This window comes from Rhodovulum adriaticum (assembly GCF_004345735.1).
GTDB classification, from domain to species: Bacteria; Pseudomonadota; Alphaproteobacteria; order Rhodobacterales; family Rhodobacteraceae; genus Rhodovulum; species Rhodovulum adriaticum.
On sequence record NZ_SLXL01000003.1, the window covers coordinates 90,506 to 117,476 of the forward strand.

The window sequence follows — 26,971 nt, forward strand, 5'->3', positions numbered from 1 at the left end:
GTGTGGGACCGATGACCGATACGATCCGCCCCGCGCGGCCCGACGATTTCACCTTTATCCACGCCATCGCGGCGCGGACGGAAAACGCGCGCTTCATCATTGACGAGGATGACGCGGCGCTGGCCGCTCATGTGGCTGCCCCCGACCGCGATCTGGTCATCTGGGAAGATGGCGGCACACCGCAAGGCTTTGCCCTGTTTGCAGAGATCGGAAATCCCGCAGCCCGTGTGGAACTGCGCCGCCTGGCGCTGGCCACGCCCGATGCGGGTCTGGGCGCGCCGTTCCTTCGGGCGCTGATCGCCCACGGCTTTGACGGGCTGGGGGCCGAACGGATCTGGCTGGACGTGGCTGGCGACAACCTGCGGGCGCAGAAAACCTATGCGCGGGCGGGCTTCGTCCACGAGGGGACATTGCGCCGCCATTGGTGCAGGCCCGCAGGCGATGTCGCCGATCTCGCGATTTACGGCCTGCTGCGCGAAGAGTGGCAGCCCTGACCGCTTGCCCCGGCCCCGACGCTCCCTTACATCTTGGGCGACAACAGGAAGGACGCACGCAGATGGCCATTGCGCCCGAAGAAATCGAAACCCTGATCCGCGCCAAATTTCCCGATGCGCAGATCACGATCACCGACATTGCTGGCGACGGGAACCACTATGCCGCCGAGGTGATCGACGAAACGTTCCGCGGCATGAACCGCGTACAGCAGCAGCGCGCGGTCTATGCCGCGCTGAAAGAGCAGATGGACGGCTCTGACGCCGCGCTCCATGCGCTCGCCCTGACCACCAAAGCCCCGGAGTGATCCAGATGTCCGACGCGCAGACCCAGATCAAGGAAACCATCGACGCCAACGATGTCGTGCTGTTCATGAAGGGCACCGCCGGCGCCCCGCAATGCGGATTCTCCAGCCGCGTGGCCGGTGTGCTCAGCTTCATGGGGGTGACCTACAAGGACGTGAACGTTCTGGCGGACGAGGAAATCCGCCAGGGCATCAAGGACTTCTCCGACTGGCCGACGATCCCGCAGTTGTACGTCAAGGGCGAGTTCGTGGGCGGTTGTGACATCATCACCGAGATGACCCTGTCGGGCGAGCTGGACAAGCTGTTCGACGACAAGGGCGTGACCTATGACAAGGACGCCGCCGACAAGATCCGCTCTGCCAACGCCTGAGGCCGGACATGTTGCGCGCGCGCCTGTGGTACGGCCCGGCCGGGCAGGACGTGGCGCTGGACCGGGTGGCGCGGTATCTGAGCGGGCCGCTGGCCTGCACCACGCGCCCCACCCAGCGGCGTCATCGTGATGGCTGGGTCGCGCAGATCGAACTGCGCGGCCCGCTGTGCGCTGCGGTAGAGCAGATCCGCGCGCCGCATGTCGGCGCCGAGGCGGAGCTGCTGGCCCGGCGCCTGCACCCTGCGGCCCCTGGCGCGCTGGCCAAGCGGCTGGTCGCCTGCACCGCACGGCTGGAGGTGCACGATCTGCCCGGCGCCGCCCCGTTTCTGCCGGCCACGGGTACGGCGCGCAGCGTACTGCTGCCGCTGGCCTATGCCATGGACGGCTATGTCGAAGAGGTCGAAACCGGCCGGCTGTTCTACTATCCCAAACCCGGCGACCGGCGCCGCACCGCGCCGATGCGGTTCGCGCTTGCGGCCCTTGGACGATTGATCCGGCGTTAAGCGCTCCAGTTGCATTCCGGACATTTTGGCGCATTCCTCCGGGGGCGATCCGTGCTCATCTGAAGAGGGCCCCAAGGAGCATGGCCATGGAACAGAAGACGGGACATTGTCCCTTTGCCGCGCAACACGACACCATCACTGGCCATCATCCCATACGGATCGGCCGCTCTGTCATGAATCGGGAAATCCTCCGCCCGGTCCTTCGGCAGGCGGGCGTGTCCGAGATGCCGTTCGATCCGCATGTGCTGGTGGCCTCCTGCCCCTGTCCCGTGGATTGGGACGCGGCCGCCTTTGCGCCGGAACACAACCGGATCGCGATCTCGCCCCGCAAGCCGCGGCTTGTTCGCACGCCCGAGGACACGGTTGCTCTGGCCTTCGATGCGGATGAACTGAGCGCGCGCTGGAAAACCCTGACAGAGGCCGGCGCCCACTGGACCGGGGCCGCCTACGTGCCGCAGATCGTGCTGGGCCCCGCCCCTGACGACCTGCCCGAGACCTGCTTTTTCAGCGGACCGATCCTATTCGGCCCAGAATGGCGCAAGACCCCCGACTGCGCCTGAGACCCGGCTTGCCTCAGGCGGTGTGCGCGGGCGGCGCCTGCGCCAGTTCCGGTGCGGCACCCGGCGCTGCCAAGGCAACCGCCTTTAGCCGCGCCACGACCGTTTCCCCCACGCGCAATCCCAAGGTGTCCCAGGACTTGAGCGAAACACTGGCCAGCAGCGCGGCGCCCTCGCCCCGTTGCCCTAGGCGCAGACGCACGACCACCTGATGGGCGGCGGTTTCCTCGGCGCCCTCGATCCGGGCGGGCAACGCGTTCAGGATCGTGGTGTCCTGCGGCGCCCGGCGGCCCAGGCTGACATCGCTGGCGGGGATCCGCAGGCGCCGCCGCCGCCCGATCGGCCCCAGGTCGCCCTGCACCGTCACCACGCCGCCGGGAACCCGTAGATCGGTCAGCCCGTAACGCGCATCACGCGCGATAACCTGCCCGTCGATCACCGCGGCCGGTTGCGGCATGTGGATCAGCGGCAAGGCGGGATCGGCCAGAAGGCCCGCGATGGGACCAGAGGCCCGCACCCGCCCCCGCTCCATCAGCACCAGGGTATCGGCCAGCCGCTCGACCTCGGCGATGTCGTGGCTGACATAGATCACCGGGATCGACAGGCTGGCATGCAGGCGTTCGAGGTAGGGCAGGATCTCTTCCTTGCTGACACGGTCCAGCGCCGACAGCGGTTCGTCCATCAGCAATAACTGCGGTTGGGACAGCAGGGCGCGGCCGATGGCGACGCGCTGCCGCTCGCCCCCCGACAGCATCGCCGTGGGCCGGTCGAAGAGCGGCGCGATACCCAGCAGGTCCACAACCTCGTTCAGGCCGATGCGGGCGGTGCTGCGCGACCGGCGCAGGCCAAACCGCAGGTTGTCCTCGACCGAGAGATGGGGAAACAGGCTGGCCTCTTGAAAGACATAGCCGACGGCGCGGCGGTGTGGCGGCACGAACCGGCGGCCCGCCTGCCACGTTTCGCCGTTGACCTGCAAGCGCCCGTCGCGCAGCCGGGCCAGCCCGGCGATCGCGCGCAGCACCGTCGTCTTACCCGATCCCGACGCCCCGAACAGCGCCGTGATCCCCTGCCCCGGCACCCGGAATTCGGCATCCAGATCGAAACTGCCCAACCGCCCGCGAAACGCAGCCTCGATCATGTCCGCCCCCGGTTCAGCCGACGTTCCAGCAGCAGCATGGCCAGGATCACGACGAAGGACAGCACCAGCATCCCCCCGGCCAGCACATGCGCCTTGCCCCATTGCAGGGTTTCCACGTAGTCGAAGATCGTAACCGACAGAACCTTGGTCTCACCCGGGATGCCGCCGCCGATCATCAGCACGACGCCGAACTCGCCCACCGTGTGGGCGAACCCCAGTATCGCCCCCGTCATCAACCCCGGCAGGGCCAGCGGCAATGCCACGGTCACGAACGCATCCAGACGCGAGGCGCGCAGCGTCGCCGCAACCTCCATCGGACGGTCGCCCATCGCCTCGAACGCGTTGCGGATCGGGTTCACCACGAAGGGCAGGGAATAGATGACAGACCCCAGCACAAGCCCCTCAAAGGTAAAGGACAGCTTGAATCCCAGAAGGGCGGTCAGCGGGCTGTCCGGCCCCATCGCGATCAGCAGATAGAACCCCAGCACCGTCGGCGGCAGGACGATAGGCAGCGACACAAGGCTGGCGATGACCTCTTTCCACGGGCCGCGGGTCCGCGCCAGCCACCAGGCCAGCGGCGTGCCGACCAGCAACAGCACCACGGTCGTTATCGCCGCCAGCTTTAGCGTCAGCAGGATCGTTTCGATCATCGATGCGTCGAACAGATGTCCCTCGCCCATGGCTTAACCACCCGTTCCGTAGCCGAGTTTGCGGGTGATCGCCTGCGCCGCCGGGTGGCCCGGATACGCCAGACAGGCCCGCGCCGCCAGGGCCAGCCCGACGATCAGGGCCACAGCACCGCCGCGTATCGAGGAACGGAAAAGGATCATCGGTCTTTCCTTGTTGTCGGCACCTTGTGCGGGACCGGTACGGCGGCCGAGAGACAGCGCCACGGCACCTTCCCGCATAACGTCGTGCAACGGTCTGTTTCAACAGCCCCGCTATTACCTCGCACTACATAACGCAGGGCGTGACCCCAATGCGACAGCCCCGCAGCGCCCACACCCACAGGCGAAATTGCGTAGCAGCCGCGCAGAAGGATGACCCGTGCCGAAAAACGCGCCGTTCTGCGAACAGTTCTACGGTCGTGCCCCTCGCCGCTGGTCCCAATGGGCGCGACTCGTTAAGACAGACAGGCCAATGCAGAGGGGAGCGGGACCAATGCCCGAAGGATTACGCAGTGCGCTGACACTGGAACGGCCCGGCGCGCGTATGGGCGCCGACCGGGTCGCGCTGCTGGCCGCGGTCGGGCGCACCGGCTCGATTTCCGCCGCCGCCCGCGAGGTGGGCCTGTCCTACAAGGCCGCCTGGGACGGTGTGCAGGCAATGAACAACCTGTTTTCCGGTCCTCTGGTCACAGCCGCGCCGGGCGGGCGCGCGGGCGGCGGCGCCACGCTGACCCCGGCGGGCGAAAAGGTGATCACCGCCTTCACCGCCATGCAAGAGGGGCTGGAGCGCGTTGTCGCCGCGCTGGACGCCCAGATCGACCTAGACCCGACCGACATGCTCTGGAGCCTGATGATGAAAACCTCGGCCCGCAACACCTATCGCTGCACCGTCACCCAGATCACCCAGGGCACGGTCAGCGCCGAGGTGGACATGGACCTGGGCGGGGGACAACAGATCACCGCCGTCATCACCGGCCGCAGTGCCGCGGACATGGGCCTGGCACCGGGGACCGAGGTCTTTGCCATGGTCAAGTCGAGCTTTGTCATCCTAGCCAAGGGCCAGGCCGAGGGCATGCTGTCCGTCCGCAACCGCCTGACCGGCACCGTCACGGCCCGCACCGACGGCCCCGTCACCAGCGAAATCGTTCTGGATCTGGGCGGCGGCAAGACGCTGGCCGCGACCATCACCCACGAAAGCGCGAACAACCTGGAGCTGCGGCCCGGCGACACGGCAACGGCCCTGATAAAGGCCAGCCATGTGATCCTGGCCCTACCCTAGGTCGCGTCCGGGGTTGCATCGGCCAGGGCCAGGCAGCGTTGCCAAAGGCGCTCGGCAATCTCTTGGTCCAGCACATGCGGCACGGGGTTGTCCTGCCCCTCCATCACGAAGAAACCGCCATTGCGCACCACCTCGGGGCCTTGAACGGCCAGATCGGCGATATGGCTGGCCACGTCCCGGGGCGAGGTCATCTGCATCACCGCCCGGTTGCGCAGGGTTTCGCGCCGCTGCCGTTCCTGCGCGCCCAGCATCTCGTTATCCTGGGACAACGGCGGCAGGCGCCAGGTTTCCGACCGTTCCGCCCGCGGCACAAGGGTTGCAACGCGAATGCCGCTGCCCTCTGTCATGCCGGACAGGACGAACCCGCACATCATCAGGGCCGCCTGCGCCCGCCCCATCGCCATAAGCGGCGCATAGACGATCCGGCTTTCCAGATCGTCGGGGTCCACGGGACAATCGGCATAGCTGTTGTTGACGACGTTCACGACCAGCGCATCCTGCGCCGCCTGCAACGGCCCGGCCAACAGGTCAGTCAGCAAAAGCTGTCCCAGCAGATTGGCGGCAACACTGCGCTCGTGCCCCTCGGCGGTTTCTTCGCGGGTGTCGTGCAGGCGCAGCACCGTGTTGAACAGCAGGTCGATCTGGCCCGGCGTTTGGCAAAGCTGCCCGGCGATGCGGCGCACATCGCCCATCAGCGCGATATCGCCATGCAACAGATCCAGCTTGCCCGCCTTTTCAAAATCGCCGAACCGGGCTTGTAGCGCCGCAGCATCCTCGGGCCGGGTGACGACATGCAGATGCGCCCCCAGCCGCAACAACAGCGACACCAGTTCGCGCGTCGCCGGGGTCGCGGCCTCGGTCACGACGACATGCTTTCCGGCAAGGGGCGTTTGCCCGGCCTCGACCGCGGTCAACGCGGGTGGCAGGCTGGACCGCACCGGCGGCAACAGCCCGCCATCGCGGTCGCGGCGGATGACCTCTTGCAGGATCTCTGCGAAATTCACCCAGACCCGTTTGCGCGGGCGAAATCCCAGGACCTGGACCGCGCGCGCGGTGTTCAGGACCGGCGGCACCTCGGGATAGACCGGCCGAACCCGGATGGTCGTATCGGTGTCATCCAGCAGCATCTTGCCCAGGCGTTGGCATTCGGCGGCGGCACTGTCCGCCCCCACGGCGACCGGCCCGGCCAGGTTGAAGGCCAGACCGGCCGCGCCGGGCCGTTCCGCAGCGGCCAGCACCATATCGGCCAGTTCGTCGACATCGACCGGATGCAACCGGCCAAGGCCCGCTTGTGGCTGGCCAGTGCGCCACATGTCCCGGATCGCGGCGCGCGCGGCGGGGCAATCCCGCGACAGCACCGGCAGGCAGCGCAAAACGGTGGCCTGCGCATCCTCGGACAGGTCGGACAGCGCACGTTCCAGCGCGATGGCCGCCCGGGCCAACGGATCGGCCGTCTGGGCGGACACGAAGGGGCCGTTTTCATCCACCGTCGCGGATTGCAACGCGACCGGGTCATAGACGGCGGCGCTGTTGACCAGCACGATGCGCGCCACGCCCGCCTTGTCGGCGGCCGCGATCAGCCCCGCGATATCGGCCGCAGCCTGCTCCGGCTCTTCCGGGGGCGTCGCGAAATCGGGGATGACCACCAGCGACACGCGCGCCAGCCGCCGCCCGAACCGCCCCGGCGTCTTGGGCCAGGGGCCTGTGCGCACGCCCTCTGGCGCGCGGTCAGCCTCTTCGGGCGACGCCAGGCCGGTGACCTCATACCCCGCTGCAAGCAGGCGCTCCGCTACCCGTTTGCCCAAGGGGCCGCAAACATCCGATATCAGTGCGCGCATGATCTTCGGCCCCTAGTCTTCCAGCATGTAGGCCGGCAGGCGGATACTCTCGGACGAGGCGAAGTCCAGCCGGCCCAGCACCTCCTCGATACAGTCGCGCACGGGAATCTCGGCCCGCCAGCCAAGCGCCTTCAGCTTGCGCGGTTCACGCTTCACCAGTCCGATATTGTTGCGCGAGGCCAGCTCGGTCACCGGGTTATCCGTTCGCCCGACATTGAGGATATCCCAGACCATCGCCTGGATATCGTACAGCGTGATCGGCTCTTCGCCCGCGACCAGAAAGCACTGATTGCGCGCGCGGTCATCCTCGGCCACCAGCAGCGCGGCGCGGGCCAGATCCTTGCCGTGGGTCCATTGCATGACATCCCACAATCGGCGCTGCATCTCGATCTGGGCAGGCTGGTTGCGCAGAACAGTGCTCACCATGGTTTCGATCGCGGGGCATTTGCGCCCGGCGATGACCGTGGGCCGCAGGATCGCATAGTCCAGCTTGCCTGTGGCGCCCGCATCCATCAGGGCATCCTCGGCGGCGATCAGGGATTCCGATTCCGCGACCTGGGTGGGGTTGCCATGGGCGTGGCGGGGATCGTCGTCCAACAACGGCCACATCGCGGGCGAGCGGTGCAGACCGTAGATGTTGTTGGACGTGACCATGACCATCCGCCGGGCGGACCCGGCGCAGGCCGCGATCAGGTTGCGGGTGCCCGTGACGTTGACCGCGTCCAGCGTATCCGCCCAAAGCGTCGGCGTCGGAGAGACCAGCGCGGTATGAAAAACCAGGTCCACACCGCGCGCGGCCTCTGCCAACGAGACAGGATCCAGCACATCGCCCGGCACCATCTCGATCCGGTCGCGAAACCGCACCCGATGCATCGAATCCGCCAGCGCAAGAACCCGGACATCGTGGTCCGTGGTCATCAGGGTTTCGAGAATGTATTGACCTGCCGTGCTTGTCGGCCCTGTCAGGAGCACCTTCAAACCAAGTCTCCCCGCCCCCTGTCATATGCCTGGCCCATTCGAACGGGGCCTAGTCCCTGTCACCCATCCTGAACAACGAGGACATCATGTCCTTCTGGCTTTGATCCAGCGCATCGGTGTAAAGCGCGAACAGTTCCGTGTCCGACAGCTTGCGCGCCGACCGCGCCTCGTCGATCTTGCGGATATAGGTCTCGCCTTTCGGGGCAGAATGCAACGCCGCACGATAGGATTCTTCGGCTGCGGTGATATTTCCCTCTCGGGCAAAGGCGTCGCCATACAGGCGCTGGATCGCGACGGCCATGTTCCCGCGGCGGGGCAATTGTGCCAGGATCTCGCGTGCCTCGGACTGCTTGTTCTGCGGGATCAGGGCCTGCACCAGCAAAAGCTGGGCAAAGACCCGCGGCCGCCCGCGGAACCAGTCGGCCATACGGCGGCGGAATTCGGCCTGGCGGGGCGATTGTGCCTGGCCCTGGCCCAGTTGGGACGCTTGCTCGCCACCGGCGGCAGCCGCGCGACGGGGCAGTGTCACCGCCCGGCGCAACAGTCCCTCGGCCTCTTGGAAATTGCCGGACCGGATCAGCATGTTGCCAAGCGCGGACAGCAACCCGGCATCCTCGGGATGCGCCTCTGCCGTGCGCCGCAACAGGGTCAGCGCCTCATCCGCCTTACCCATGTCATGCAGCGCGTTGCCCAGCTGGATCACGGTCGGGATATCGTCCGGGAAGATCGAAAGCACATGTTCCAGATGCGCCTGCGCGTCCTCGTAGCGATCCTGATCGACACAAAGCGCGGCCAGTCGCTGGCGCAGACGGCGGGATTGCGGATCGGCCTCGATCGCGCGTTCAAGAACCGTGATCGCCTCTTCGGGTTTGTCATTACGCAAATGCAGCCGGCTGAGGCCGGTCAGCGCACGGACAGAGTTCGGATTGGCGGCCAGCGCCTTGTGAAAGTTGACCTCGGCATATTCGGGGTTGTCGCCGCGCATCCCAACCTGGGCGGCCAACAGCGCCGGAACCTCGTTCTCGGGGTCCAGATCCATCGCCTTTTCGAACTGGCGCGCGGCCTCTTCCAGCCGTCGCTCGCGCAGCAGCGAAAAACCAAGCGCGATCACCGGGCGCGCATTGTCCGGGTCGGCCTCGATCTGCTTTTGCAGTTCGGCCCGCGCCTCTTCTACGCGGCCTTCGGAAAACAGACTGCGGATATAGCCCATCGACTGGGTATCGGTGTCGTCGAATTCCCGAAAACTCGGGGTCCATTCATTGGTATCAGACATGATTTCATTCCCCCTGACAAATCATGACAAGCTGCGGCCTGCCCAAAAACCCTAAATCGCTCCGCTCCGTTCCTCGGTTTTTCGGGTGTTTCCCGGCGACGGGATTGGTCCCTCTGCCACAGGCAGATGCCCGGCTGCCTGCTCGGCCTCGATGATGCGCCGCAACCCCTCTGCAAAGGGCACCCGCGGGGAAAACCCCATCTTGGTGCGCGCGCGGCTCATGTCGTATTGCTGAACGTAACGCCGCCAGATACGGGTGCGGTCCGGGCTCAGATCACCCGGGCCCGGCTGTCCGATGGCGATGCGGGTCATCTTGCCCAGATCGCGATAGGTAATCAGGTCCGGCCCGGCCACGTTGAAGGTCACATTGCGCGCCTCGGGCTGGAAGATGGCGCGTAGCAACGCCTCGACCGCGTCGTCGATATGCACGAACTGGCGCTGCTGATCGCCCCCGGGCCCCGAGCCGAAGCCCGGATCGGGCGCGTTGTCGCGCACCATGGGCGCGACCAGGGGATCGCCCACCCCATAGACCAGCGCCAGGCGCAGGATCGCGTGATCGAAACCGTGCTGCTTGCCGTAATGCTGTACCAGATTCTCGCCGGCGATCTTGCTCATCCCGTATTCGGCAAGGTCGTTGTCGGCATCCATGCGCAGGGCGTGGGCCTCGTGGATGGGCCATTCGGTTTCGGTGAACTGGTGCTGGTAGACCGCGACCGAACTGGTGAAAACGAAATGCTTCAGCGTCCCGTCCGCGATGCAGGCGCGCAGCAGGTCGTGGGTGCCGTCGACATTGGTCCGGCGCAGATCCTGCCGGGTGCAGGCCCCCGCCAGACGCGCGGCCATGTGCACCACGGTTTCCGCCCCGGCGACAAGGTCCGAAAGCGCGGTCTTGTCCTCCAGCGTGCCCTCGATCACCTCAAGGTTTTTGTGCGCGGGGATGTCGCCCGCCGTGCCCGGCAGGGTCAGAACCCGCAACCGATAGCCCGCCTTCAGCAGATGCGGCAGCGCGTGGCTGCCGAAATAGCCGGTCAGACCCGTCGCCGCGATCAGCGGCGTCTTCTTGCGCCCGGTTGCGGCGGGAACCTTATAGGGAACGGTGTCGCCGTTGCCGATGAATACCTCGGTCCCGCCATCGGGGTTTTCGATGTATTCCCAACGCGAGGCCAGGCGCGCGGGCGATTTGCCCCCGAACACGTTCGCCGTGCCCACCGCCAGCCCCTTGGGCGTGGAAACCATCGTCCGTCCGCCGTAATTGAACGGGTTTCCCATGCCGTTCAGCGTGACCGGCATCCAGTTGACGCCGTCGCGGGTGCGCCACATCTCGAACCCGCCGCCGACACTGGCCAGTTGCTCATAGCTGATCCCATTCAGCAGGCGTTTCGACGTGGGCGAGGGCCGGTGCGCGTATTGCAGGAACACCGACCAGTCAAAGGTGGTGGTGTAAAGCCAACCGTCATGCACGCACATCCGCCACGTATAGCCGGCAAAGATGTTGTCGAAGCCGGGGCCAAGGCCGGACAGCGGGTATTTCACCCCGTCGGGGGTTTCCCGCGGGCTGCCCACCAGCAGATCCCAACTGCCATCGGGCCAGATGCGGATGACCTCGCCCGAGGCGGGGCCGACCAGGTTGGTGCGGTCATAGCCGCCGTTCTGGATCGACGATCCGACATAAAGCGCGCCATTGAATTCGACCATCGCCATGGCGATTTCGGAAACGGGGCCGCGATAGGCGCCCTTGTCGATCACCTTGCGCCATTGCAGCGGGCCGTCGCCGCAGGGCGGCGTGGTCCAGATCTGATAGCCCTCGAAATTGTTGAAGGTGCCCGCGTATAGCTGGCCGTTGGCCACGGTCATCATGAAGATGCCGTTGTTGGTCGGATCGCCAAAGCCCAGGTCGCAGGCGACCTCCCAATTGCCGGGGCGCGGGTCCTTGGACCGCATCAGCACGCCCGAGCGGTTGGAGTTGAACTGGATCCCCTCGCCCGCCGGCGGCGCGTAAAGCCAACCGTCAAAGGAGACAAGCTCGCGAAACGTGGAAATCCGGTCGTTGCCGATCCCCGGCTCGCAGGCCGGTTCGAAGTTCAACCCATCCTCGGACCGCAGCACATGGGCCGCGCAACCGCGCAGCACCGTTGACATGGTGGACACGTAAAGCGTGGGTTTCTCGTCCGAGGCGCCCTGAAACACCGTCATGCCGCGATAGCCCAGGTCGCGCGGGGCCGGTTCGCCCTTTTTGCCGGGGATCATGGGCGAGCGAAAGGCCAGTTCCCAGTCGTCGGTTTCCGGGGTCCAGCGCCAGATCTGGCCCTGCATGTCCAGATCCTCGACCCGGGGCGGCACCTCGACCGGCCAGGGGTCCAGTGCGGGCGGGTCGATCGGCGGAAACAGCTTGAGCAGCTTGAACGAATTGCGGGTCATCCCGCAGTAAAGCCGCCCCTCGTACCACGCCATGCCATGCACATAGGCGTTGGCCGGGTCACCGATCCCGTTCTTGGCGATCTGCCGAAACTGGCCCGCTGTCAGGCCCTGTCCGTCCAAGTCTTTGGCGTTACCGCTCATGCGCCCTGCCTTTCAGCGCCCGTCCGGTTCGTTCTCGTGGAATTCATCCCGGCATCTCCTCAGGCCACGGCGTCCAGCGACGCGACAAACGCGGCCGGCCGCAGCAACGGGAAGAAATGGCCGGCGCCGGGCAACAGCAGGCTTTCATGCTCTGGCAGGATCTCTGCCAGCCGGTCCCGCGTGGGCAGGAAGCGCGAGCGCGATCCGTAAACCAGCCGCACCGGCACCTCGATGCGTTGCAGCGCATCAGGGTCCAGACCGGCGGGATCGTGGATCTCGGCCTTGGCCGTCGGCAGCGCCATCAACTGTTTCCAGCGCTTCATCGCCCGACCACCGCCCTGGCCGGGAAACCCCATCATCCCGGTGCCGGAAACCGCACCCTCGGGAGAGTCGAGAACCTCTTCGAAAAACCCGCGCACCACCAGGGGCATGTCCGGCTCGGCACTGACGCCCTGATCGGCCAGACGCTTTTGCAGCCCCGACCATTCGCCCTGCGCCGTCAGCAGCGGCGCATCCTGAAGCGAGGGCAGCCACGCATCGGCCAGGCTCAGCCGGTGGACCCGGTCGGGATGGGCCGCCGCCAGGGCCGCCGCAACCGCGCCGCCAAAGCTGTGCCCGACGATATGCGCCCGCTGGATTTCAAGGTGGTCCAGCAGCGCCAGCACGTCCTCGGCCATGTCACGGGCGCGATACCGGTCGGGCGTCAGGCCGGAAAAGCCGTGACCGCGCAAATCCATCGCGGTGACCCGATGGGTTTCAGCCAGCTTCGGCGCGACCCAGAACCACCAGAAGGCGATGCTGCAAAACAGCCCATGGATCAGGACGATATCGGACCCTTGCCCAAGCTGTTGATAATGCGTCGTGTTTCCGCGGAGCTGAACCCTGGGCATGGCTATTCCTACAGATAGCCCAGGGATTTTAGGCGTTCCCTGATCTGCGCCTCGGCCTCATCGGTCAATGTCTCGCCATCGCCGCCTGCCTGGGGGCCGTCCCCGGCACGGGCGAACCGGACCGGGTGCGCGGCGCTCCACTCCTCGGCAAAGGCATTTTCGGCAACGATGCCCTCCATGTCGTCGGGCACGGCAAGTCCCAGCGAATGCAGGACGGTCGGCGCCACATCAGCGATCTTCAGCGGCGCCAGCGCCGTTTCCCCGGCGATGCCCGCCCCGGTGGCAACAAAGATGCCGTCGGGATGGTGGGTGGCGTAGGGCACGCGCCGGTCCTTCAGCGGCGCATCCGCACGCAGCACAGACAGGAAGCTGTAATCCTCCAGCATCAGGGTAATGTCGGGCGCACGATCCGAATAGGTGCCGGGGAACGCCTCTTCGCGGGTAAAGACATGCTTGACCACCTTGCGGCCCGTCACCGGATCGGTCAGCGCTCTTAGCCCCGCGATCAGTTGCGCACGGAAGGCGGGGTAATCCTCGGCGGTCACGCCGGGATCGCCGGGGTTTTCCGCGTGCCGGATAAAGATCGCGTTGGACGAGGAACTCAGCGAATAGGCCTTGGTCTGCGCCCAGTCGATCAGGGTGCTGGCCTCGGTATTCTCATCCAGCGCCACGCGGCCCTGATCATCCATCGGCGTGCCCTCGACCCAGCCCAGCAGGCCCTGCTGTTCCAGCCAGGTATTGGCATAGAATATCCGCTTGCCCGAACGGGTAAAGCCATGGTCGGACACGATAAAGACCTGCGCCTGCGGTCCCGCGGCCGCGATCAGTTCCGCGATGAACCCGTCCACCATCCGGAAATACTCCAGCACCAGGGCGCGGGTGCGCTCGGCCTCTTCGGTCTGGTAGTCGTCGCGGGTGGCCGGATCGACCAGGTGCCAGCACAAATGCTGGATGCGATCAACCCCGTCGAACAGCACCGCGCCCAGTTCGGACGGTTCCTTGCGGATCAGCGTCATCATGGTCTCGAACCAGCGCCGTTCACGGGTGATATGAAACTGAACCCAATCCTCCAGCTGGTTTTCCTCCAGCCCCTGCACGGCCTTGCGTTCATGCTGCCAGTCGGTGGACATCTCGGATGCCTTGAACACGCCCTCGGCCTTCAGCATCTTGAAGGTCTCGCGCGGACGGATGGCGCGGCCCAGATAGGACCAGGGCACATAGCCGGGGATCACCACCCCTTCGATCGGCTTGGCCGGGAAGGTAACGGGAAAGTTCAGCGTCGTGGCCCGCAGCCCGGCCCCGCTGGCGATCTGCCAGATCGTGGGCACCATGACATCGGCAGAGGTCGCCAGCGTATAGCTGGGCTTGTCGCCCGTGCGCGTCACGCGGATAAAGTCGAAAACGCCGTGGTTCCCAGGGGACCGGCCGGTCGTCATGGTCGTCCAGGCGGGCGGCGTCAGCGGGTGGATGGTCGAACGCAGGATACCGCGCGCGCCCTCTGCCATGATCCGCCCCAGAACGGGCATCACGCCTTCGGCCACCAGCGGATCAAGCAGATCGTAGGTCGCCCCGTCCAGACCGATCATCAAGGTGCGGGTTTCGTGCCGGGTCGTCATCGGGCCCCTCCGTCAGACGCAATCGGGTGCGCCGACGCGCAGGACAGAGGTCACGATATCGTCGACCGTCATGTCCTTCAGCAGGCGACCTTCTTCCCTAAGCGCTTTGAAGACCCTGTCGCCCAACCCGAAATGCTGTTGCAGCTCGGACACCAGATAGACCAGCGAAATAGACTCCAGCCCCAGGTCAAGCAGCTTGCTGTCGGGGGTCAGATCAGTCGTTTCCAGTTCAAGGTCGTCGCCAAGATCCTCAAAGACTTCGGTCAGGACGGCCAGCACATTTTCTCTTGAAATCATCATCGGGGATTACCCATGTCACTTATTTGTTCTCCATGATGCACACGCAACGCAATCGCGGCAATGCAGTTCGCGCAAGAAATGTAAAGAAAACCCGTTGTTATTTCTTCATTTGTTTCGCTATCGATCATCTTCAAGTTGACTTCCGTCGCACTGTCCAGGTCGGGCACGAACCGCGAAAAGGACTCGATCCCCAGCCCGAATGCCTTTGATGTCGCTTCGTGCGCGCACCAAAGGCGGGTCACGGCACGGTTCCGTTCTTCTCCCTTCGGTAGAGCATCAAGATACCTGCCTTCCGCAACGGAAAAGGCCGTGGACACAAAGGCTGCGTCACGCTCTGTGACCTTTTCGACATCAACGCCGATACCTGCGAACAGAGCCGGATCCGCGGCGGCCCCAAGGGCCAGTTCGGCCGTGTGGCTGATCGACACATGCGGGGGGCGCTGTACCTCGAAACCGGGCCGGTCGGCCACCTGTGGCGCCCCCTCGGCGGTTGCAAGGATCGGGATATCAGCCAGACAGGGCCCCTGCCCTGTCAGCGCGCGCACCGCATCCTTGACCGCGACCCGCCCGCGCAACCAGTCCCACCTGCGCCGGGCAACGGCCCCGGCCATTTCGGCCCACTCCGCCCGCTCTGGCCGCGACAGGGCAAGCCGGGCCAGCGTATCGCCCCAGATGCCGCCGCCGCTTTCCAGAAAGGCATCGTCCAGATCGTTCAGCAGGCACAGGCTGATCCCCGCCCCCGGCAACCCCTCGGGCCGCAGCACCCGCGAGACAAAGGCAGACGCGGGATCCAGCCGGGCCTGAAAGAAGCCCTCGGGCAGGTCGAACCGCTTGTCCCACCAGCCGGTCAGCCGACATTGCAGGTGGCCATCGGCGCACACGACCTCGATATCCGAGCGCAGATCGTCCGCCCCCGGGCGCGCGATCTTGCAGCGGCATTGCACCGCCTCGCCCGCCGCCAGCGGCCGACGAAAGACTTCCAGCCGCTCGGCGCGGAAGGGAAAGACGTGAAAGGCACTGTCCAGTGTCTCGGCCGCCCAGACCCCGACCAATTGCCCGACGGCGTCCAGCGTCACCGGGTCCAGTTCGAAATACGGCCGGTCGGTGTGGGCCAGCAGCGGTTCTTGCGGCACGCCCAGGATCCGGCCATCGGCCCAGTCCGGGGTTGCGCGATCCATGCTGTCCAGCGCTTGCAGGCTGGGGCCATGGAACATGATACGGCTGTAGATGTCCTGCCGGGTCCAGGGCGCGCCGGTGGGATCATCGCTGCTGGCAAGACTGGCCTCGGGCGCGGGAACGGGGTGCGGGGCAAGCTCCACGATCGCCTCTGCCAGGATCGGGCGCAGCTTGGCGCTGCCTGCCTCGCGCAGGCGCACGGTGATCGCGTTGGGATCGTCGGAATGGCGCGCCTCGGCCAGGGCCTCCAACTCCAGCCCGGTTTCATCCACCTTCAGCCAGCGCGAGCCGCGCATCTCGCGCATGCCGGTCACGACCATCGACGGACGCAGGGCCGCCGCAGCCTCGGCCAGAACCTCCATGGTAAAGGTCAGCGGCACGATGGAAACACCCAGAAGCGCGGGGTCGGCATGGGAAATCCCGTTGCCGAAACAGTGGTCGCGCAGAAACGGCATCGCGTCGGTGTCAAAGCGCAGACGGGCGGTCAGGCTGCGACCGTCGGCGGCGGGTTCGACCTGCGCCAGCAGGGGGAAACGGTCTGCGGTCGGCTGGGGCGCGGCCACTGGCTGGGCAGCGGGCGCCTGCCCCAGATAGGCCTGCATGATCTGGGTTTCCGAGGTCAGGAACTGCGACATCGTATCGTAATAGGCCGCGACTGCACGGTCACCGGCGGCAGGCTGTTCCGGCGCCGCCGAATTCCCCTCGTCCTCGGGTGCCGCCGGTGCGCCGGTGTCCGCAGGGCGGCGCACCGGCGGCTCTCCGGTCAGCTTCATCGGCTGGATGCCGGTGCGCAATGGCATTCCGCGTGGCGCACCCTGGTCTGAGGATTGTGGCGCGCCCACGGCGCCGATATCGAACGGCACGCCCTCGACCGCCAGCCGCGCGGCCAGGTGATGCAACTGTACCAGCCCCGTCCGGCCAGCCGTATCCGCGGCCACGGCGACATGGGGCTGGCCGCGCAAGATGTCGTTGACGAAGGCGCACAGCGTATTGCGCGGCCCGCATTCGACAAAGATACGGGCGCCATCCGCATGCATGCGCCGCACCGTTTCGGTGAAACGCACCCGTTCCGACCATTGCGCCGCGGTCAGGGCGCGGATCGCCTCGGCCTCGGGGGGGAAGGGTTCGGTCGTCACGCAGGAATAAACCGGGATCTGCGGCGGGTCGAAGGCGACCGATTGCAGATGCGGCAACAGCCCCTCGCTGAACCCCTTGAAGGCCGGGCAGTGATAGGCGCGCTCGAACGGCAGCCGTTCGGCGAACCCGCCAAGGGCGGCAATCGCCCCCTCCAACCAGTCGGCGGCGTCGGGCGAGCTGGTCGCAACGACCGCCTGACCGGGGCAATTGTCCATCGCCAGGAACAGATCGTCCCGTTCGCCGACCCGTTCGGCCAGGGCGGCGGCGTCCACCGCGCCCACGGCAATCAGGATACCCGACGCGACCACCCCATCGGCCATCAGCGCCTGATAGGCCGCGTTCACGGCGCGGATCTCGTCCTTCAACTGGGCGGGATCGTCACGCCGCGTCACCCCGGCCGCGTAAAGCGCCGAGTATTCGCCCGAGGAATGGCCCACCGACATGTCGCAGCGCAGGCCCAGACGTTGATACAGTTCGAACACGGCCTGGTTCGCGGCAAAGATGGCCTCTGGCCCGATATCCATGCGCCACAGGCCCGCGCCGCCGTCACTCTCGCCCTTGGGAAAGATCACCTGCCCCGGCAGCACGTCGCGCCCCATCCCGGTGCAGGCCCCATCGACCAGATCGAACCAGCCGCGCATTTCAGGGTAATGCAGCATCAGTTCGCGCAGCATACCGACATGCTGGCTGCCCTCGCCGGGGAACATGAAGGCGACCTTGCCGGACGCCCCCAGCGGATCGGCGGACAGATAGCTGCCGCGCCGGTCGGCCATCCGCGTCTTGCCTTTGCCCAGGGCGGTGGCGATCTTGTCCAGCTTGGCATGCGCGTCGGCGGGATCGGTCGCGACGATGGCCGCGCGCCAGGTGCCCTGCCCAAGACCGGCATTGACCTGCGCAGCCAGATCGTCCAGCGAAGGCGCCGTGTCGAGGGCAGCGCGCAGATCCGCGATCCGGGCCAGCAGCGCCTCGGCGCTGTCCCCGTCCAGCGCCAGAACCTCGGTTTCGCGCGGGACCACGGGCACGGGTTGCGCGCCGCCGGTATATTCCTCCAGCACCGCATGGGCGTTGATCCCGCCAAAGCCAAAGGCGTTCACCCCCGCCCGGCGGGGCGTGCCATCCGCCTGCACCCAGGGCCGCGCCTCGGTGTTCAGGTAAAGCGGCGTCTCCTGCATCGCCAGCGCGGGGTTCGGCGTTTCCACCCGCGTCGGCGGCAGCACCCGGTGATGCAGCGCCAGCGCGGTCTTGATCAGCCCCGCCGCCCCCGAGGCTGGCAGGCAATGGGCGATGTTGGATTTCACCGTGCCCAGGGCACAGTCGGGCATGCCCGGACCGCGCCCGCCGAACTGGCGCGACAGGGCGGTGATCTCGGCCTCGTCGCCGACGGTGGTGGCGGTGCCGTGAGCCTCGATCAGGCTGACGGTGGCAGGATCGATCCCCGTTTGCGCATAGGCCCGTTCCAGGGCCAGCATCTCGCCCTCGATCCGGGGCGCCAGGATGCCCGATCCCTTGCCATCGCTGGCCACGCCCACACCGCGCACCAGCGCATAGATGCGGTCGCCTGCGGCCTCGGCCTCTTCCAGCCGTTTCAGGCAGAGAATTCCCACCCCCTCGCCCAGCAGGGTGCCGTCCGCCTCGGCCGAGAAGGGGCGGATCTGCCCCTGCCGCGACAGCGCCTCGAGCTGACAAAAGATCTGGTAGATCGGCACGGGCGTAGAGGCATGCACGCCCCCCACGATCGCCATGTCGCAGCGCCCCGCTTGCAGGTCCGCCACGCCCCGATCCAGCGCGATCAGGGACGAGGCGCAGGCCGCGTCAATGATATAGTTGGCGCCCCGGAAATCCAGCCGGTTGGCGATCCGCCCGGTCACCAGATTGGGCACCAGCGCGGGCGCGATTTCCGCGTTGAAGGGCGGCAGCGACGCCTTGAGCTGGCGCTTGACCTCGGCCAGTTCGTCATCGCCGGTATCGGGATGCAGACGCCTCAGCACATCCAGGAAGCGGTCCACCATCACCCCGTGCTGCACCACCGAGGTAAAGCCGCGGTTGATATAGGTGCCCCGCCCCAGAATCACCGCCACCCGGTCGCCCGGCACCGGGCGCGCGTCGAAATCGGCGTCCTCCAGCGCGTCGGCCGCCAGGTCCAGCGCAAGGAACTGGTCCGGCTCGCCCCCGTCCACGGATGAGGGCATCACCCCGTGGCGTAGCGGATCGAAGCGGGCCAGATCGCCCAGGAACCCGCCCCGGGCCGTATAGACCCGGTCGTTGTCGGAACTGTCAGCGTCCAGGAACAGGTCGGCGTGCCAATCCGCGGGCGCATCGCTGACGCAATCGGCCTTGGACAGGATATTGCGCCAGAATGTTTCCTTGTCCGGGGATTTCGGAAACAGGCCGGCCATGCCGACAATGGCGATGGGCGTCTGCCCGCCATCGGCCTGGCCGGGCGCGCCCGTCATTGGGCAGCCTCGGACGTGCCGGGGGCCAGGTCGTTTTCCCAAGGCCCCCGGCCCCAGACGATTTCCGCCGGCTCGCCGGGCGGGGCGGCAATCTCGGCGGCCAGCGCCTCGACGCCCAGATGGGGCGGGATCGGCTCGATCCCCATTTCGGCGAACTGGCCGCGGACCTCGTCCGACACCATGCCGCCGCTGTCCCACGGCCCCCAGCTGACCGCCAGCACGCGGCCCGGCCAGCGGGCGTTCAGGTGGCTGGCCAGTTTGGCAACGGTTTCGTTCGCGGCGCCGTAATCGCCCTGCCCTCGATTGCCGAACCGCCCGGCAACCGAGGTGAAGAAGACCAGAGTTCCGACCTCATCGGGGTTCAGCGCCCGGGCCAGCGCAAAGGCGCTGCGCGTCTTGGTGCCCATCACCCGGGCAAAGCTATCGGGCGATTTGTCCAGGATCAGCTTGTCCTCAATGATGCCCGCGCCGTGGATCACCGCGTCGATGCGGCCATGTTCGCCGCGCACACGCGCCACCAGCGCTGACAGCGCGTCGGGATCGGTCACATCACAGCTTTCATAGCTGACTGCGGCGCCTGCCCCCTGCACCGCCGCAAGGGTTTCGTGGATTTCCCGCGCCTTGGTCAGAGCGCGATAATCGGCCTCGATCGCCGCCGGTGTCATGGCGCGGCCCTCGGCCTTGGCCGCGGCGATCAGCGCCGATTTCAGGGCGCGCATGTCGGTGATCCCGGCGGTTTCCGGCCCCTCGGCCCGCGGCAGCGGGGACGAACCGACAAGCACGAAGCGGCAGGGCGTGCTGGCCGCCAGACGCCGCACCGCCCGTGCAGTGATCCCGCGTGCGCCCCCGGTGACCAGCACAACCGCATCCTTGCCCGGCAGCGCCGCATCCTTGGCCGCCGCCAAGGGACGCAACTGCGCGAACAGGCCCAGACGCTGCCCGTCGCGATAGCCGATCTCGACCATCCCGTCGCGGCGGCCTGCCTCCGCGAACAGGGTGCGCGCGCGGGTTTCCGCATCCGCCGTGTCCCCGAAATCGACCGCCCGGCAATGCGCCCCAGTCCACTCTTTCGACAGGGTCTTCAGCAGCCCCGGCGGGCCGCCCGCGGCCGGCGCCTGCGCGGCCATGTCGAATCCGAATGCGCCCCCCATCGCGGTAGCACACAGGATCACCGCGTCCTTGCGCGCGGACAGGTCCGGCCCAAGCTCCGACAGCAGATGGAAGAAGGCCCCCGTCGCAACCTCGACCGAGCGATCCCAGTCCGCCTGGGACAGCACCGCCACATCCGGCGCAGCCGACAGTGGCGCGCAATGGAGGATGCCCGCCACGCTGTCGCGATGCGGCGCGACGGCGGCGCGCAGGGCCGCGGGATCGGTCAGGGTTTCGGGCGCGATCAGCACCGGCACCCCGCCCTGCGCGGCGATCAGATCGGCCAGCCGGGCGGCGACACCCTCCGCATCCGGGGTCAGCACGTAGGCCGCGCCATTGCGGACCCATTCAGCCACGGGCGGCGCAGAAACCGGTTGCGCGATCATCTGGAACCGGGCCGGCCAGTCGGCAAATCCCGGCCCACCTGGCTCGGGCTCGGGGTCCGCCTCCCCGGTGACCTCGCCGGCCGTGGGCTTGGCATCGCGGCCGCCGCGCGAAAACTCGGCCGCGACCTCCATGAAGCGGGCGACGATGCCCGGCACCGTCTTTTCGCGCGAAACAGGCCCCATCTTCGCCTGCGCCGCCTCGCCCGCATGGGGCAGCAGGTCGGTACGCAGCGCGCCCAGGATCTCGACCCGCTTGATCGAGTCGATGCCCAGATCGGCCTCCAGGTTCAGCGCGCCTTCCAGCATCTCGGGCGGATAGCCGGTCCGGTCGGCGATCAGGGTCAGCAGCGTGTCGCGCACCCGGTCCTCTGTGATTGCGGCCTCGGCCGAGGCGGGCGCGGGTGCTGCGGCGGGGGCCGGGGCTGCGGGCGCTGCGGGGGGGGCAGCAGGCACAGGGGGCGCGGCAGCAACCGGGGGCTGCGCCACTGGCGCGGGGGCGGCAACCGGCATGGGCGCCGGGGCGGGCGCCTGCGGTTGCGCCAGCGGCGCCGCAAGGCCCGGCATTTCGGGCTGCCCGCCCAGATAGGCCATCATCACCGAACGGTTGGTTTCCAGGAACCGCGCCATCAATTCCTGATGGCGCTGCATCGCCGCCTCGGCGCCCGTGCGGGCATAACCGCCTGCAAGGGGCGCGGGCGCCGGAGCGGACCCGCTGTTCTGGCTGTCATTCGCCATTGCCGGACCTCCATAGTTCTCTTGTATTTGCCCCGGCACCGGATCGTCCTCGATCCGGGCGGACATGCCGATGGTTTTGGGCGGCTCGCCCACGGGATGGGCGCGCGCAGGATCGACCATCCAGACCGGACGCCCCGCCAGCGGGTCGTCGATTTGCAGGTTCCACGTCACTACATCCACAGGGCGCGACACGCGCTGATCCCAGAGCGACGCAAGATCCAGCGCATGCCCGGCAACGCTGGCCGCGCCAAGCGCGCACAGCAGTTGCTGCACCCCGGGCCGATCCTTGCGGTCCGTGGCGACCGCCAGATAGGGCCGACCGCGCAGGATACGATCGGTCAAACCGCTTAGCACCGCACTGGGCCCGACCTCGATGAACAGCCGGGTGCCCGCGTCGTGCATCGCCTCGATCAACCCCTGAAAGGCGACCGGATCGGTCAGGTGGCTGACCAGTTGGGCGCGCACCTTGGCCGGGGTGCCCGGATAGGGCGCTGCCGTCGCATTCGCATAAACGGGGACGCCAGGGGCGCCGATCGGGGCCTCTTCCAGAACCTTGGCCAGCCGCCGGGCGGCCGGCGCCACGCAGTCCGAGTGGAAACCGCAGGCCACCGGCAGCATCTTGACCGGCAGGCGCGCGGCCTCGATCACCGGCACAGCAGCCTCGATGGCGGCGGTCGGCCCGGCGATGACGGTCTGATCCGGCGCGTTGAGATTGGCCAGCGTCACGCCTGGCACCCCGTCCAGAACCCTGGCCAGTTCCTCGGCGCCACAGCCCACGGCGGCCATCGCGCCCAGATCGTCGCCCCCCTCGCGGATCATGGCGTCGCCGCGGGCATGGGCCAGGGTCATCAGCGTGTCCGCATCAAAGGCCCCGGCGGCATGCAACGCGCTGTATTCACCAAAGCTGTGCCCGGCATGGCATCCGGCCTGCAAACCCAGCCCGCGCAGCAATGACAACATTGCAACCGAGACCGCCCCGATGGCGGGCTGCGCGCAATCGGCGCGTTTCAGCGCCTCGGCCTGTTCTGCGCGCTCGGCCTCCGTCAAGGCGGGGCGCGGATAGATCAGCTCGTCCAGCGGGTCGGGCGTTCGCCCCTCCAGGTGGCGCGCGGCGGCCTCGATCTTGTGGCGGACCTGCGGGAAGTGCATCGCCATATCCGCGGCCATGCCGGGGTATTGCGCCCCCTGCCCCGGGAACAGGAACGCAGTCTGGTCGGGGCCGATCGGATCCTCGGCGCTGAACCAGGCCCCCTGGGGATCGGTCTGTTTCAGCGCGCTATCGCCCTGCGCGATCTGCTGGGCCGCACGTTCCAGCCGCCCGGCCAGATCGTCCAGTGCCCCCGCCACAACGGCAAAGCGCGCGCCCGCCCCGGCATCGAAGGTTTCGGCCAGCGCCGCGGCCAGATCGGCCGGCCGCAGGTCGGCGGGGGCACCGGCCAGCGCGGTGGCCGCGGTGCGCAACGCGTCGGCCAGCGCCTCGGGCCTATCGGCGGAAAACAGGAACAGCTCGTGCGTCCAGTTGCGGCGCAGCGGGGCCTGATGGCGGGGCAGATAGCCGCCCTGGTATTCCTCCAGCACCGCGTGAAAATTCGTGCCGCCGAAACCGAACGCGCTGACACCGGCCCGGCGCGGTTCGTCATCGCGTTTCAGCCAGGGCCGGGTGTCGGTCAGCAGATAGACCGGGCTGTCATCGAAATCGACGCCCTCATTCGGGGCCTCGACATGCAGGGTCGCGGGCAGAACCTTGGTGTGCAGCGCCATCGCCGCCTTGACCAGCCCGGCGCTGCCAGCGGCGGCCTTGGTGTGGCCGATCATCGACTTGACCGACCCGACACCGCAGGTTTGTCGATCCGCGCCAACCTCTTTGAAGAACGATACCACGCTTTCCAGTTCCGTCCGGTCGCCCACCACGGTCCCGGTGCCATGCGCCTCGACCAGGCCAACGCTGGCCGGGGAAACGCCTGCCCGCCGGTAGGCCCGGTGCAGCGCGGCCTGCTGCCCCTCGGAGCGCGGCGCCGTCAGCGACAGCCCCCGCCCGTCAGAGGCACCGCCGACCCCGCGCAGCACTGCATAGATGCGGTCGCCATCAGCCTCGGCGTGCTCCAGCTTGCGCAGCACGAGGAAGGCCAGACCTTCGGAAATCGTGATCCCGTCGGCGGTGGCATCGAAGGTCCGGCAAACGCCGCGCGGCGACAGGGCGCCGGTCTTGGAAAAGGCGATGAAATCAAAGGGGTTCTGGAAACTGTCCGCGCCCCCGACGATCACCATGTCCGAGGTGCCAGTCTCGATCTCGCGCGCGGCGGCCATGACAGCGGCCAGCGACGAGCCGCAGGCCGCATCCACCGTGAAATTCACCCCGCCCAAGTCAAAGCGGTTGGCCACGCGCCCGGCGATAACGTTGATCAGGATGCCAGGAAAGCTGTCCTCGGTCCATTCCGGCAGCCGGTGGCGCGCGGTGGGGGGAATTTCCCCGTTGATCGCGGGCAAGGTCGCGCGGGTGGCATAGCATTGCCCCAGCGGCCCGGTGCCCCCGCCCACGCCTATGATGACAGAGGTCCGCCGCCGCAGCTCCGGATCCGGGATCACCCCGTCGGGGAAACCGGCATCCTCCAGCGCCTGGCGAACCACCTCCAGCGCCAGCAATTGCAGCGGCTCGATTGAGGGGACAGATAGGGGCGGAATGCCATAGCGGATGGGATCGAAGCGGATCTCGTCCACGAACCCGCCCCATTTGGAATAGGCCTTGTCGGGCGCATCGCGGTCGGCATCGTAATAGCGGCGCCAGTCCCAGCGGCGCTCGGGCACCTCCTGGACGACGTGACGCTTGTCCAGAATGGTTTCCCAATACCCGGCGGCATCGGTGGAGCCCGGCAGAATCGTTCCGATCCCGGTAATCGCGATCCGTGCGCCCGGCCCCTGGTATTCGGGCGCGGCGCGCTGATGCGGGGCGCGCTCCGCCAACACCTGCGCGGCACCGTCGCAGATCGCGGCGTGCAGCTCGGCCATGGTGGTAGGGCGGTCGTGCAGGTCGGCCACCTGACCGATCATGAACAGGCCGGTGCGCGTCTGGTCGGCATCCGGCACCTGCACAAATTTCGGCGCCTTCGGGTCGCGGCCGAAATCGGGGTTGCGGTCGATCCCCTTGGAGGCGATGCGCGAGCGGCCGATGTTGAAGCGTTCCAGCCGGTCCTTGATCTCGTCAGGGTCGGTGCCCTCGGCGTGCAGGCGCAGTTTTTCGGCCAGGAATTCATCGACCACGGGGGTCCGGACCACCCGCGTCGAATGTCCGGGCGCCGAGGTCAGCAGCGTCGTGCGATCCGAGTCCAGCGCGAGCGACTGATAATTCGGCAGGATCGCGCCGCTGGTCACGGCCTCTTCGGTCAGCAGGTAGGCGGTGCCCACGATCACCCCGATCCGCGCGCCGCGCTGTGCCAGTTCGGCCGACAGCGCCGAGACCATCGCCCCCGACACACCGTCATGCACACCGCCGGCAAAGATGATTTCGCAGTCGATGGGATCGTCGGGGCCGAAATGGTCCAGCAGCGCATCCACCGCCTGTTGCCACAGAACGGCGCTGGCCCGTGGCCCCACATGGCCACCGCATTCGCGCCCCTCAAAGATCAGACGCCGCGCGCCGCTGTTCAGAAACAGCGACACCAGCCCCGGCGAGGGGACGTGCAGATAGGTCGCGATGCCCTCTGCCTCCAGCGCGGTGGCCTGTTCGGGGCGCCCCCCGGCAATGACGGCAAAACCGGGCCGGTGCGCGGTGATGGCGGCGACCTGCTCTTGCCGCAAGTCGTCGTCGATAAAGCCCAGGATGCCGACACCCCAGGGTCGCTCGCCCAGCTTCGCACGGGTTTCGGCCAACAGCCGGTCGGCCTCTTCGCCGCGCATCAGTGCCAGCGCGGAAAAGGGCAGCGCGCCGGCCTCTGCCACGGCAAGGGCGAAATCGGGCACGTCGCTGACCCGCGTCATCGGCCCCTGCAGGATGGGGTAGTCGGTTCCGTTGGCCTGCGCCAGCGGACCGCCCCGCCCCAACGGGGCCAAGTCGCGGGCCAGGTCGATCAATTCACCGGACTGGCGTTGCAGCGCACTCAGCGCGCCCCCCAGGGTGCGATGACGGCGGCTGAGCGCGCCTGCCAGCGCCGCATCCTGCCCGATCAGCCATAGCGACCGCTCCGGCGCGGTAGGATCGACCGCCGCGTTCAACGCCTCGACAAAGGCCGCGCTGTCGCCGCCCGCATTGTCCAGATCGTTCAGCGCCCGGGCCGGTGCGTGATCGGCCCGCCAATAGACCCGGTGCGGCCGGTCCCGATCGGCCCCCAGCACGATGGTTTCGCTGCCGTCCATGCGGGCCACCGCCTGCGCCAGCGGCCTGGGCGTCCCGGATTCGGGAAACAGCGCCAGTTGCCAATCCAGCAGCACCCCCGAGGCCCCGGCCACCCGGCAGGCGGCCGCGCTGTGTGGACCGATGCCGCCATGGGCATAGACCGGCAGGTCGGTCTGCCCGACCAGATGTTGCAGCAAAAGGAAGGCCGGCTTGTCCCCGACCGCGCCGCCCGCCTCGTTGCCCTTGGCGACCAGGCCATCGACACCGGCACGCTGGATCGCCGACAGGTCGGCCACATCCCGGATCTCGGCCAGCAGTTCAACGGCGGGGAACGCGGCGCGCAGGCGGTCGATCATCTTGCCGGTCAGCGCCGCGGTATCGCCACACAACAGCAAAGTGGTGATACCGCACAGGTCCTGCGCCCGGCTCTCGCAGAATTCGGCTGCCACACCGGCCCGCAGTTTCAGACCCCATTGCCCGCGTGCGGCGCGTTGCAGCGCACGCAGCGCGGCGCCGACATCGGCACCATCCAGAGCTGCGTGTTCAAGATCGAGCAGCCCGCAATGCCCCGCGCGCGACGCGGCGATCGCGGTATCCGGACACAGATTGTTGGAAAGTGACGCGGCGTAAACCCGGAAGGATGTTGGAACCATATTCATATCAGCCGGGCCGAACCCCTCCACAAATCAGCGCCTTAACCAGCATATTGAACATTATGCGCCTGCGGCAAAGGAAAAATTGGAACTTACTTTCGATCACTGGCGTGGCGCGGCACGGATGTCGTGGACATCGCGCAGCGGTTCACGGCACACTCGGCCACGCAAGTACGGGGCAGCGGC

Annotated in this window: 18 protein-coding genes; 6 read left to right on the forward strand and 12 right to left on the reverse strand. The window is 67.4% G+C overall.

Translation table 11 applies throughout. The annotated features are described in order from the left end of the window. Positions 1–11 precede the first annotated feature (11 nt). From EV656_RS06525 to EV656_RS06545, 5 genes are all read left to right on the forward strand, one after another. Complete coding sequence (locus tag EV656_RS06525) at positions 12–494, forward strand: GNAT family N-acetyltransferase (protein WP_132601185.1); 483 nt, start codon at positions 12–14, stop codon at positions 492–494. Between the two features lie 62 nt (positions 495–556). Next, positions 557–799: a BolA/IbaG family iron-sulfur metabolism protein gene (locus tag EV656_RS06530; RefSeq protein WP_132601188.1), complete on the forward strand. Its 243-nt coding sequence runs from the start codon at positions 557–559 to the stop codon at positions 797–799. A 5-nt stretch (positions 800–804) separates the two neighbouring features. Further along, on the forward strand, positions 805–1,167 hold the full coding sequence (gene grxD / locus EV656_RS06535) for a Grx4 family monothiol glutaredoxin (protein WP_132601191.1): 363 nt from the start codon (positions 805–807) through the stop codon (positions 1,165–1,167). An 8-nt stretch (positions 1,168–1,175) separates the two neighbouring features. Next, on the forward strand, positions 1,176–1,670 hold the full coding sequence (locus tag EV656_RS06540; RefSeq protein ID WP_132601194.1) for a hypothetical protein: 495 nt from the start codon (positions 1,176–1,178) through the stop codon (positions 1,668–1,670). An 86-nt stretch (positions 1,671–1,756) separates the two neighbouring features. Beyond that, positions 1,757–2,230 (forward strand): hypothetical protein, encoded by a 474-nt coding sequence (locus EV656_RS06545; RefSeq protein WP_132601197.1) that lies wholly within the window; start codon positions 1,757–1,759, stop codon positions 2,228–2,230. 13 nt (positions 2,231–2,243) lie between these two features. Here EV656_RS06545 and modC read toward each other — a convergent pair whose 3' ends face one another. Genes modC through EV656_RS16505 form a run of 3 tightly spaced genes read right to left on the reverse strand, consistent with a single transcriptional unit; the run spans position 2,244 to position 4,195 of the window. Continuing rightward, positions 2,244–3,365 carry a molybdenum ABC transporter ATP-binding protein gene (gene modC, locus EV656_RS06550; RefSeq protein WP_132601200.1) on the reverse strand — a complete coding sequence of 374 codons (1,122 nt, stop codon included), beginning with the start codon at positions 3,363–3,365 and terminating at the stop codon, positions 2,244–2,246. Next, a complete protein-coding gene (gene modB / locus EV656_RS06555) occupies positions 3,362–4,045 on the reverse strand; it encodes a molybdate ABC transporter permease subunit (protein ID WP_132601203.1) in 684 nt (227 codons plus the stop codon). The genes modC and modB overlap by 4 nt, the downstream gene beginning before the upstream one ends. A gap of 3 nt (positions 4,046–4,048) precedes the next feature. Beyond that, entirely contained in the window at positions 4,049–4,195 is a 147-nt protein-coding gene (locus EV656_RS16505) for a hypothetical protein (protein ID WP_165918949.1), read from the reverse strand. 331 nt (positions 4,196–4,526) lie between these two features. On the opposite strand from EV656_RS16505, the gene EV656_RS06560 reads away from it, so the two are divergent. After that, positions 4,527–5,312, forward strand: coding sequence for a TOBE domain-containing protein (locus EV656_RS06560; protein ID WP_132601206.1), 786 nt, complete (start codon positions 4,527–4,529; stop codon positions 5,310–5,312). On the opposite strand, the gene EV656_RS06565 is transcribed toward EV656_RS06560, so the two are convergent. Genes EV656_RS06565 through EV656_RS06605 form a run of 9 tightly spaced genes read right to left on the reverse strand, consistent with a single transcriptional unit; the run spans position 5,309 to position 26,791 of the window. After that, a complete protein-coding gene (locus EV656_RS06565; RefSeq protein ID WP_132601209.1) occupies positions 5,309–7,150 on the reverse strand; it encodes an NAD-dependent epimerase/dehydratase family protein in 1,842 nt (613 codons plus the stop codon). The genes EV656_RS06560 and EV656_RS06565 overlap by 4 nt on opposite strands. A 12-nt stretch (positions 7,151–7,162) precedes the next feature. Then, positions 7,163–8,122: an NAD-dependent epimerase/dehydratase family protein gene (locus tag EV656_RS06570; protein WP_279432461.1), complete on the reverse strand. Its 960-nt coding sequence runs from the start codon at positions 8,120–8,122 to the stop codon at positions 7,163–7,165. 55 nt (positions 8,123–8,177) lie between these two features. Beyond that, positions 8,178–9,401, reverse strand: coding sequence for a tetratricopeptide repeat protein (locus tag EV656_RS06575; protein ID WP_132601215.1), 1,224 nt, complete (start codon positions 9,399–9,401; stop codon positions 8,178–8,180). 51 nt (positions 9,402–9,452) lie between these two features. After that, positions 9,453–11,960, reverse strand: coding sequence for an NAD-dependent epimerase/dehydratase family protein (locus EV656_RS06580; protein ID WP_132601218.1), 2,508 nt, complete (start codon positions 11,958–11,960; stop codon positions 9,453–9,455). A 59-nt stretch (positions 11,961–12,019) separates the two neighbouring features. Next, entirely contained in the window at positions 12,020–12,850 is an 831-nt protein-coding gene (locus EV656_RS06585) for an alpha/beta fold hydrolase (protein WP_132601221.1), read from the reverse strand. 8 nt (positions 12,851–12,858) lie between these two features. Beyond that, positions 12,859–14,466, reverse strand: coding sequence for an alkaline phosphatase family protein (locus EV656_RS06590; protein WP_132601224.1), 1,608 nt, complete (start codon positions 14,464–14,466; stop codon positions 12,859–12,861). A 12-nt stretch (positions 14,467–14,478) separates the two neighbouring features. Next, positions 14,479–14,766 (reverse strand): phosphopantetheine-binding protein, encoded by a 288-nt coding sequence (locus EV656_RS06595; protein ID WP_132601227.1) that lies wholly within the window; start codon positions 14,764–14,766, stop codon positions 14,479–14,481. Further along, positions 14,763–19,532: a type I polyketide synthase gene (locus EV656_RS06600; RefSeq protein ID WP_132601230.1), complete on the reverse strand. Its 4,770-nt coding sequence runs from the start codon at positions 19,530–19,532 to the stop codon at positions 14,763–14,765. The genes EV656_RS06595 and EV656_RS06600 overlap by 4 nt, the downstream gene beginning before the upstream one ends. Further along, the gene (locus EV656_RS06605) at positions 19,529–26,791 is read right to left on the reverse strand and encodes a type I polyketide synthase (RefSeq protein WP_132601233.1); all 7,263 of its coding nucleotides are present in this window, start codon (positions 26,789–26,791) and stop codon (positions 19,529–19,531) included. Before EV656_RS06605 ends, EV656_RS06600 begins: the two co-directional genes overlap by 4 nt. Between the last annotated feature and the right edge of the window lie 180 nt (positions 26,792–26,971).

What these genes read in the sequence shown, in the direction of transcription:
- EV656_RS06525 (WP_132601185.1), top strand. Translation starts at nt 12, where the DNA reads ATGACCGATACGATCCGCCCCGCGCGGCCCGACGATTTCACCTTTATC.
- EV656_RS06530 (WP_132601188.1), top strand. Translation starts at nt 557, where the DNA reads ATGGCCATTGCGCCCGAAGAAATCGAAACCCTGATCCGCGCCAAATTT.
- grxD (WP_132601191.1), top strand. Translation starts at nt 805, where the DNA reads ATGTCCGACGCGCAGACCCAGATCAAGGAAACCATCGACGCCAACGAT.
- EV656_RS06540 (WP_132601194.1), top strand. Translation starts at nt 1,176, where the DNA reads ATGTTGCGCGCGCGCCTGTGGTACGGCCCGGCCGGGCAGGACGTGGCG.
- EV656_RS06545 (WP_132601197.1), top strand. Translation starts at nt 1,757, where the DNA reads ATGGAACAGAAGACGGGACATTGTCCCTTTGCCGCGCAACACGACACC.
- modC (WP_132601200.1), bottom strand. Translation starts at nt 3,365, where the DNA reads ATGATCGAGGCTGCGTTTCGCGGGCGGTTGGGCAGTTTCGATCTGGAT.
- modB (WP_132601203.1), bottom strand. Translation starts at nt 4,045, where the DNA reads ATGGGCGAGGGACATCTGTTCGACGCATCGATGATCGAAACGATCCTG.
- EV656_RS16505 (WP_165918949.1), bottom strand. Translation starts at nt 4,195, where the DNA reads ATGATCCTTTTCCGTTCCTCGATACGCGGCGGTGCTGTGGCCCTGATC.
- EV656_RS06560 (WP_132601206.1), top strand. Translation starts at nt 4,527, where the DNA reads ATGCCCGAAGGATTACGCAGTGCGCTGACACTGGAACGGCCCGGCGCG.
- EV656_RS06565 (WP_132601209.1), bottom strand. Translation starts at nt 7,150, where the DNA reads ATGCGCGCACTGATATCGGATGTTTGCGGCCCCTTGGGCAAACGGGTA.
- EV656_RS06575 (WP_132601215.1), bottom strand. Translation starts at nt 9,401, where the DNA reads ATGTCTGATACCAATGAATGGACCCCGAGTTTTCGGGAATTCGACGAC.
- EV656_RS06580 (WP_132601218.1), bottom strand. Translation starts at nt 11,960, where the DNA reads ATGAGCGGTAACGCCAAAGACTTGGACGGACAGGGCCTGACAGCGGGC.
- EV656_RS06585 (WP_132601221.1), bottom strand. Translation starts at nt 12,850, where the DNA reads ATGCCCAGGGTTCAGCTCCGCGGAAACACGACGCATTATCAACAGCTT.
- EV656_RS06590 (WP_132601224.1), bottom strand. Translation starts at nt 14,466, where the DNA reads ATGACGACCCGGCACGAAACCCGCACCTTGATGATCGGTCTGGACGGG.
- EV656_RS06595 (WP_132601227.1), bottom strand. Translation starts at nt 14,766, where the DNA reads ATGATGATTTCAAGAGAAAATGTGCTGGCCGTCCTGACCGAAGTCTTT.
- EV656_RS06600 (WP_132601230.1), bottom strand. Translation starts at nt 19,532, where the DNA reads ATGACGGGCGCGCCCGGCCAGGCCGATGGCGGGCAGACGCCCATCGCC.
- EV656_RS06605 (WP_132601233.1), bottom strand. Translation starts at nt 26,791, where the DNA reads ATGAATATGGTTCCAACATCCTTCCGGGTTTACGCCGCGTCACTTTCC.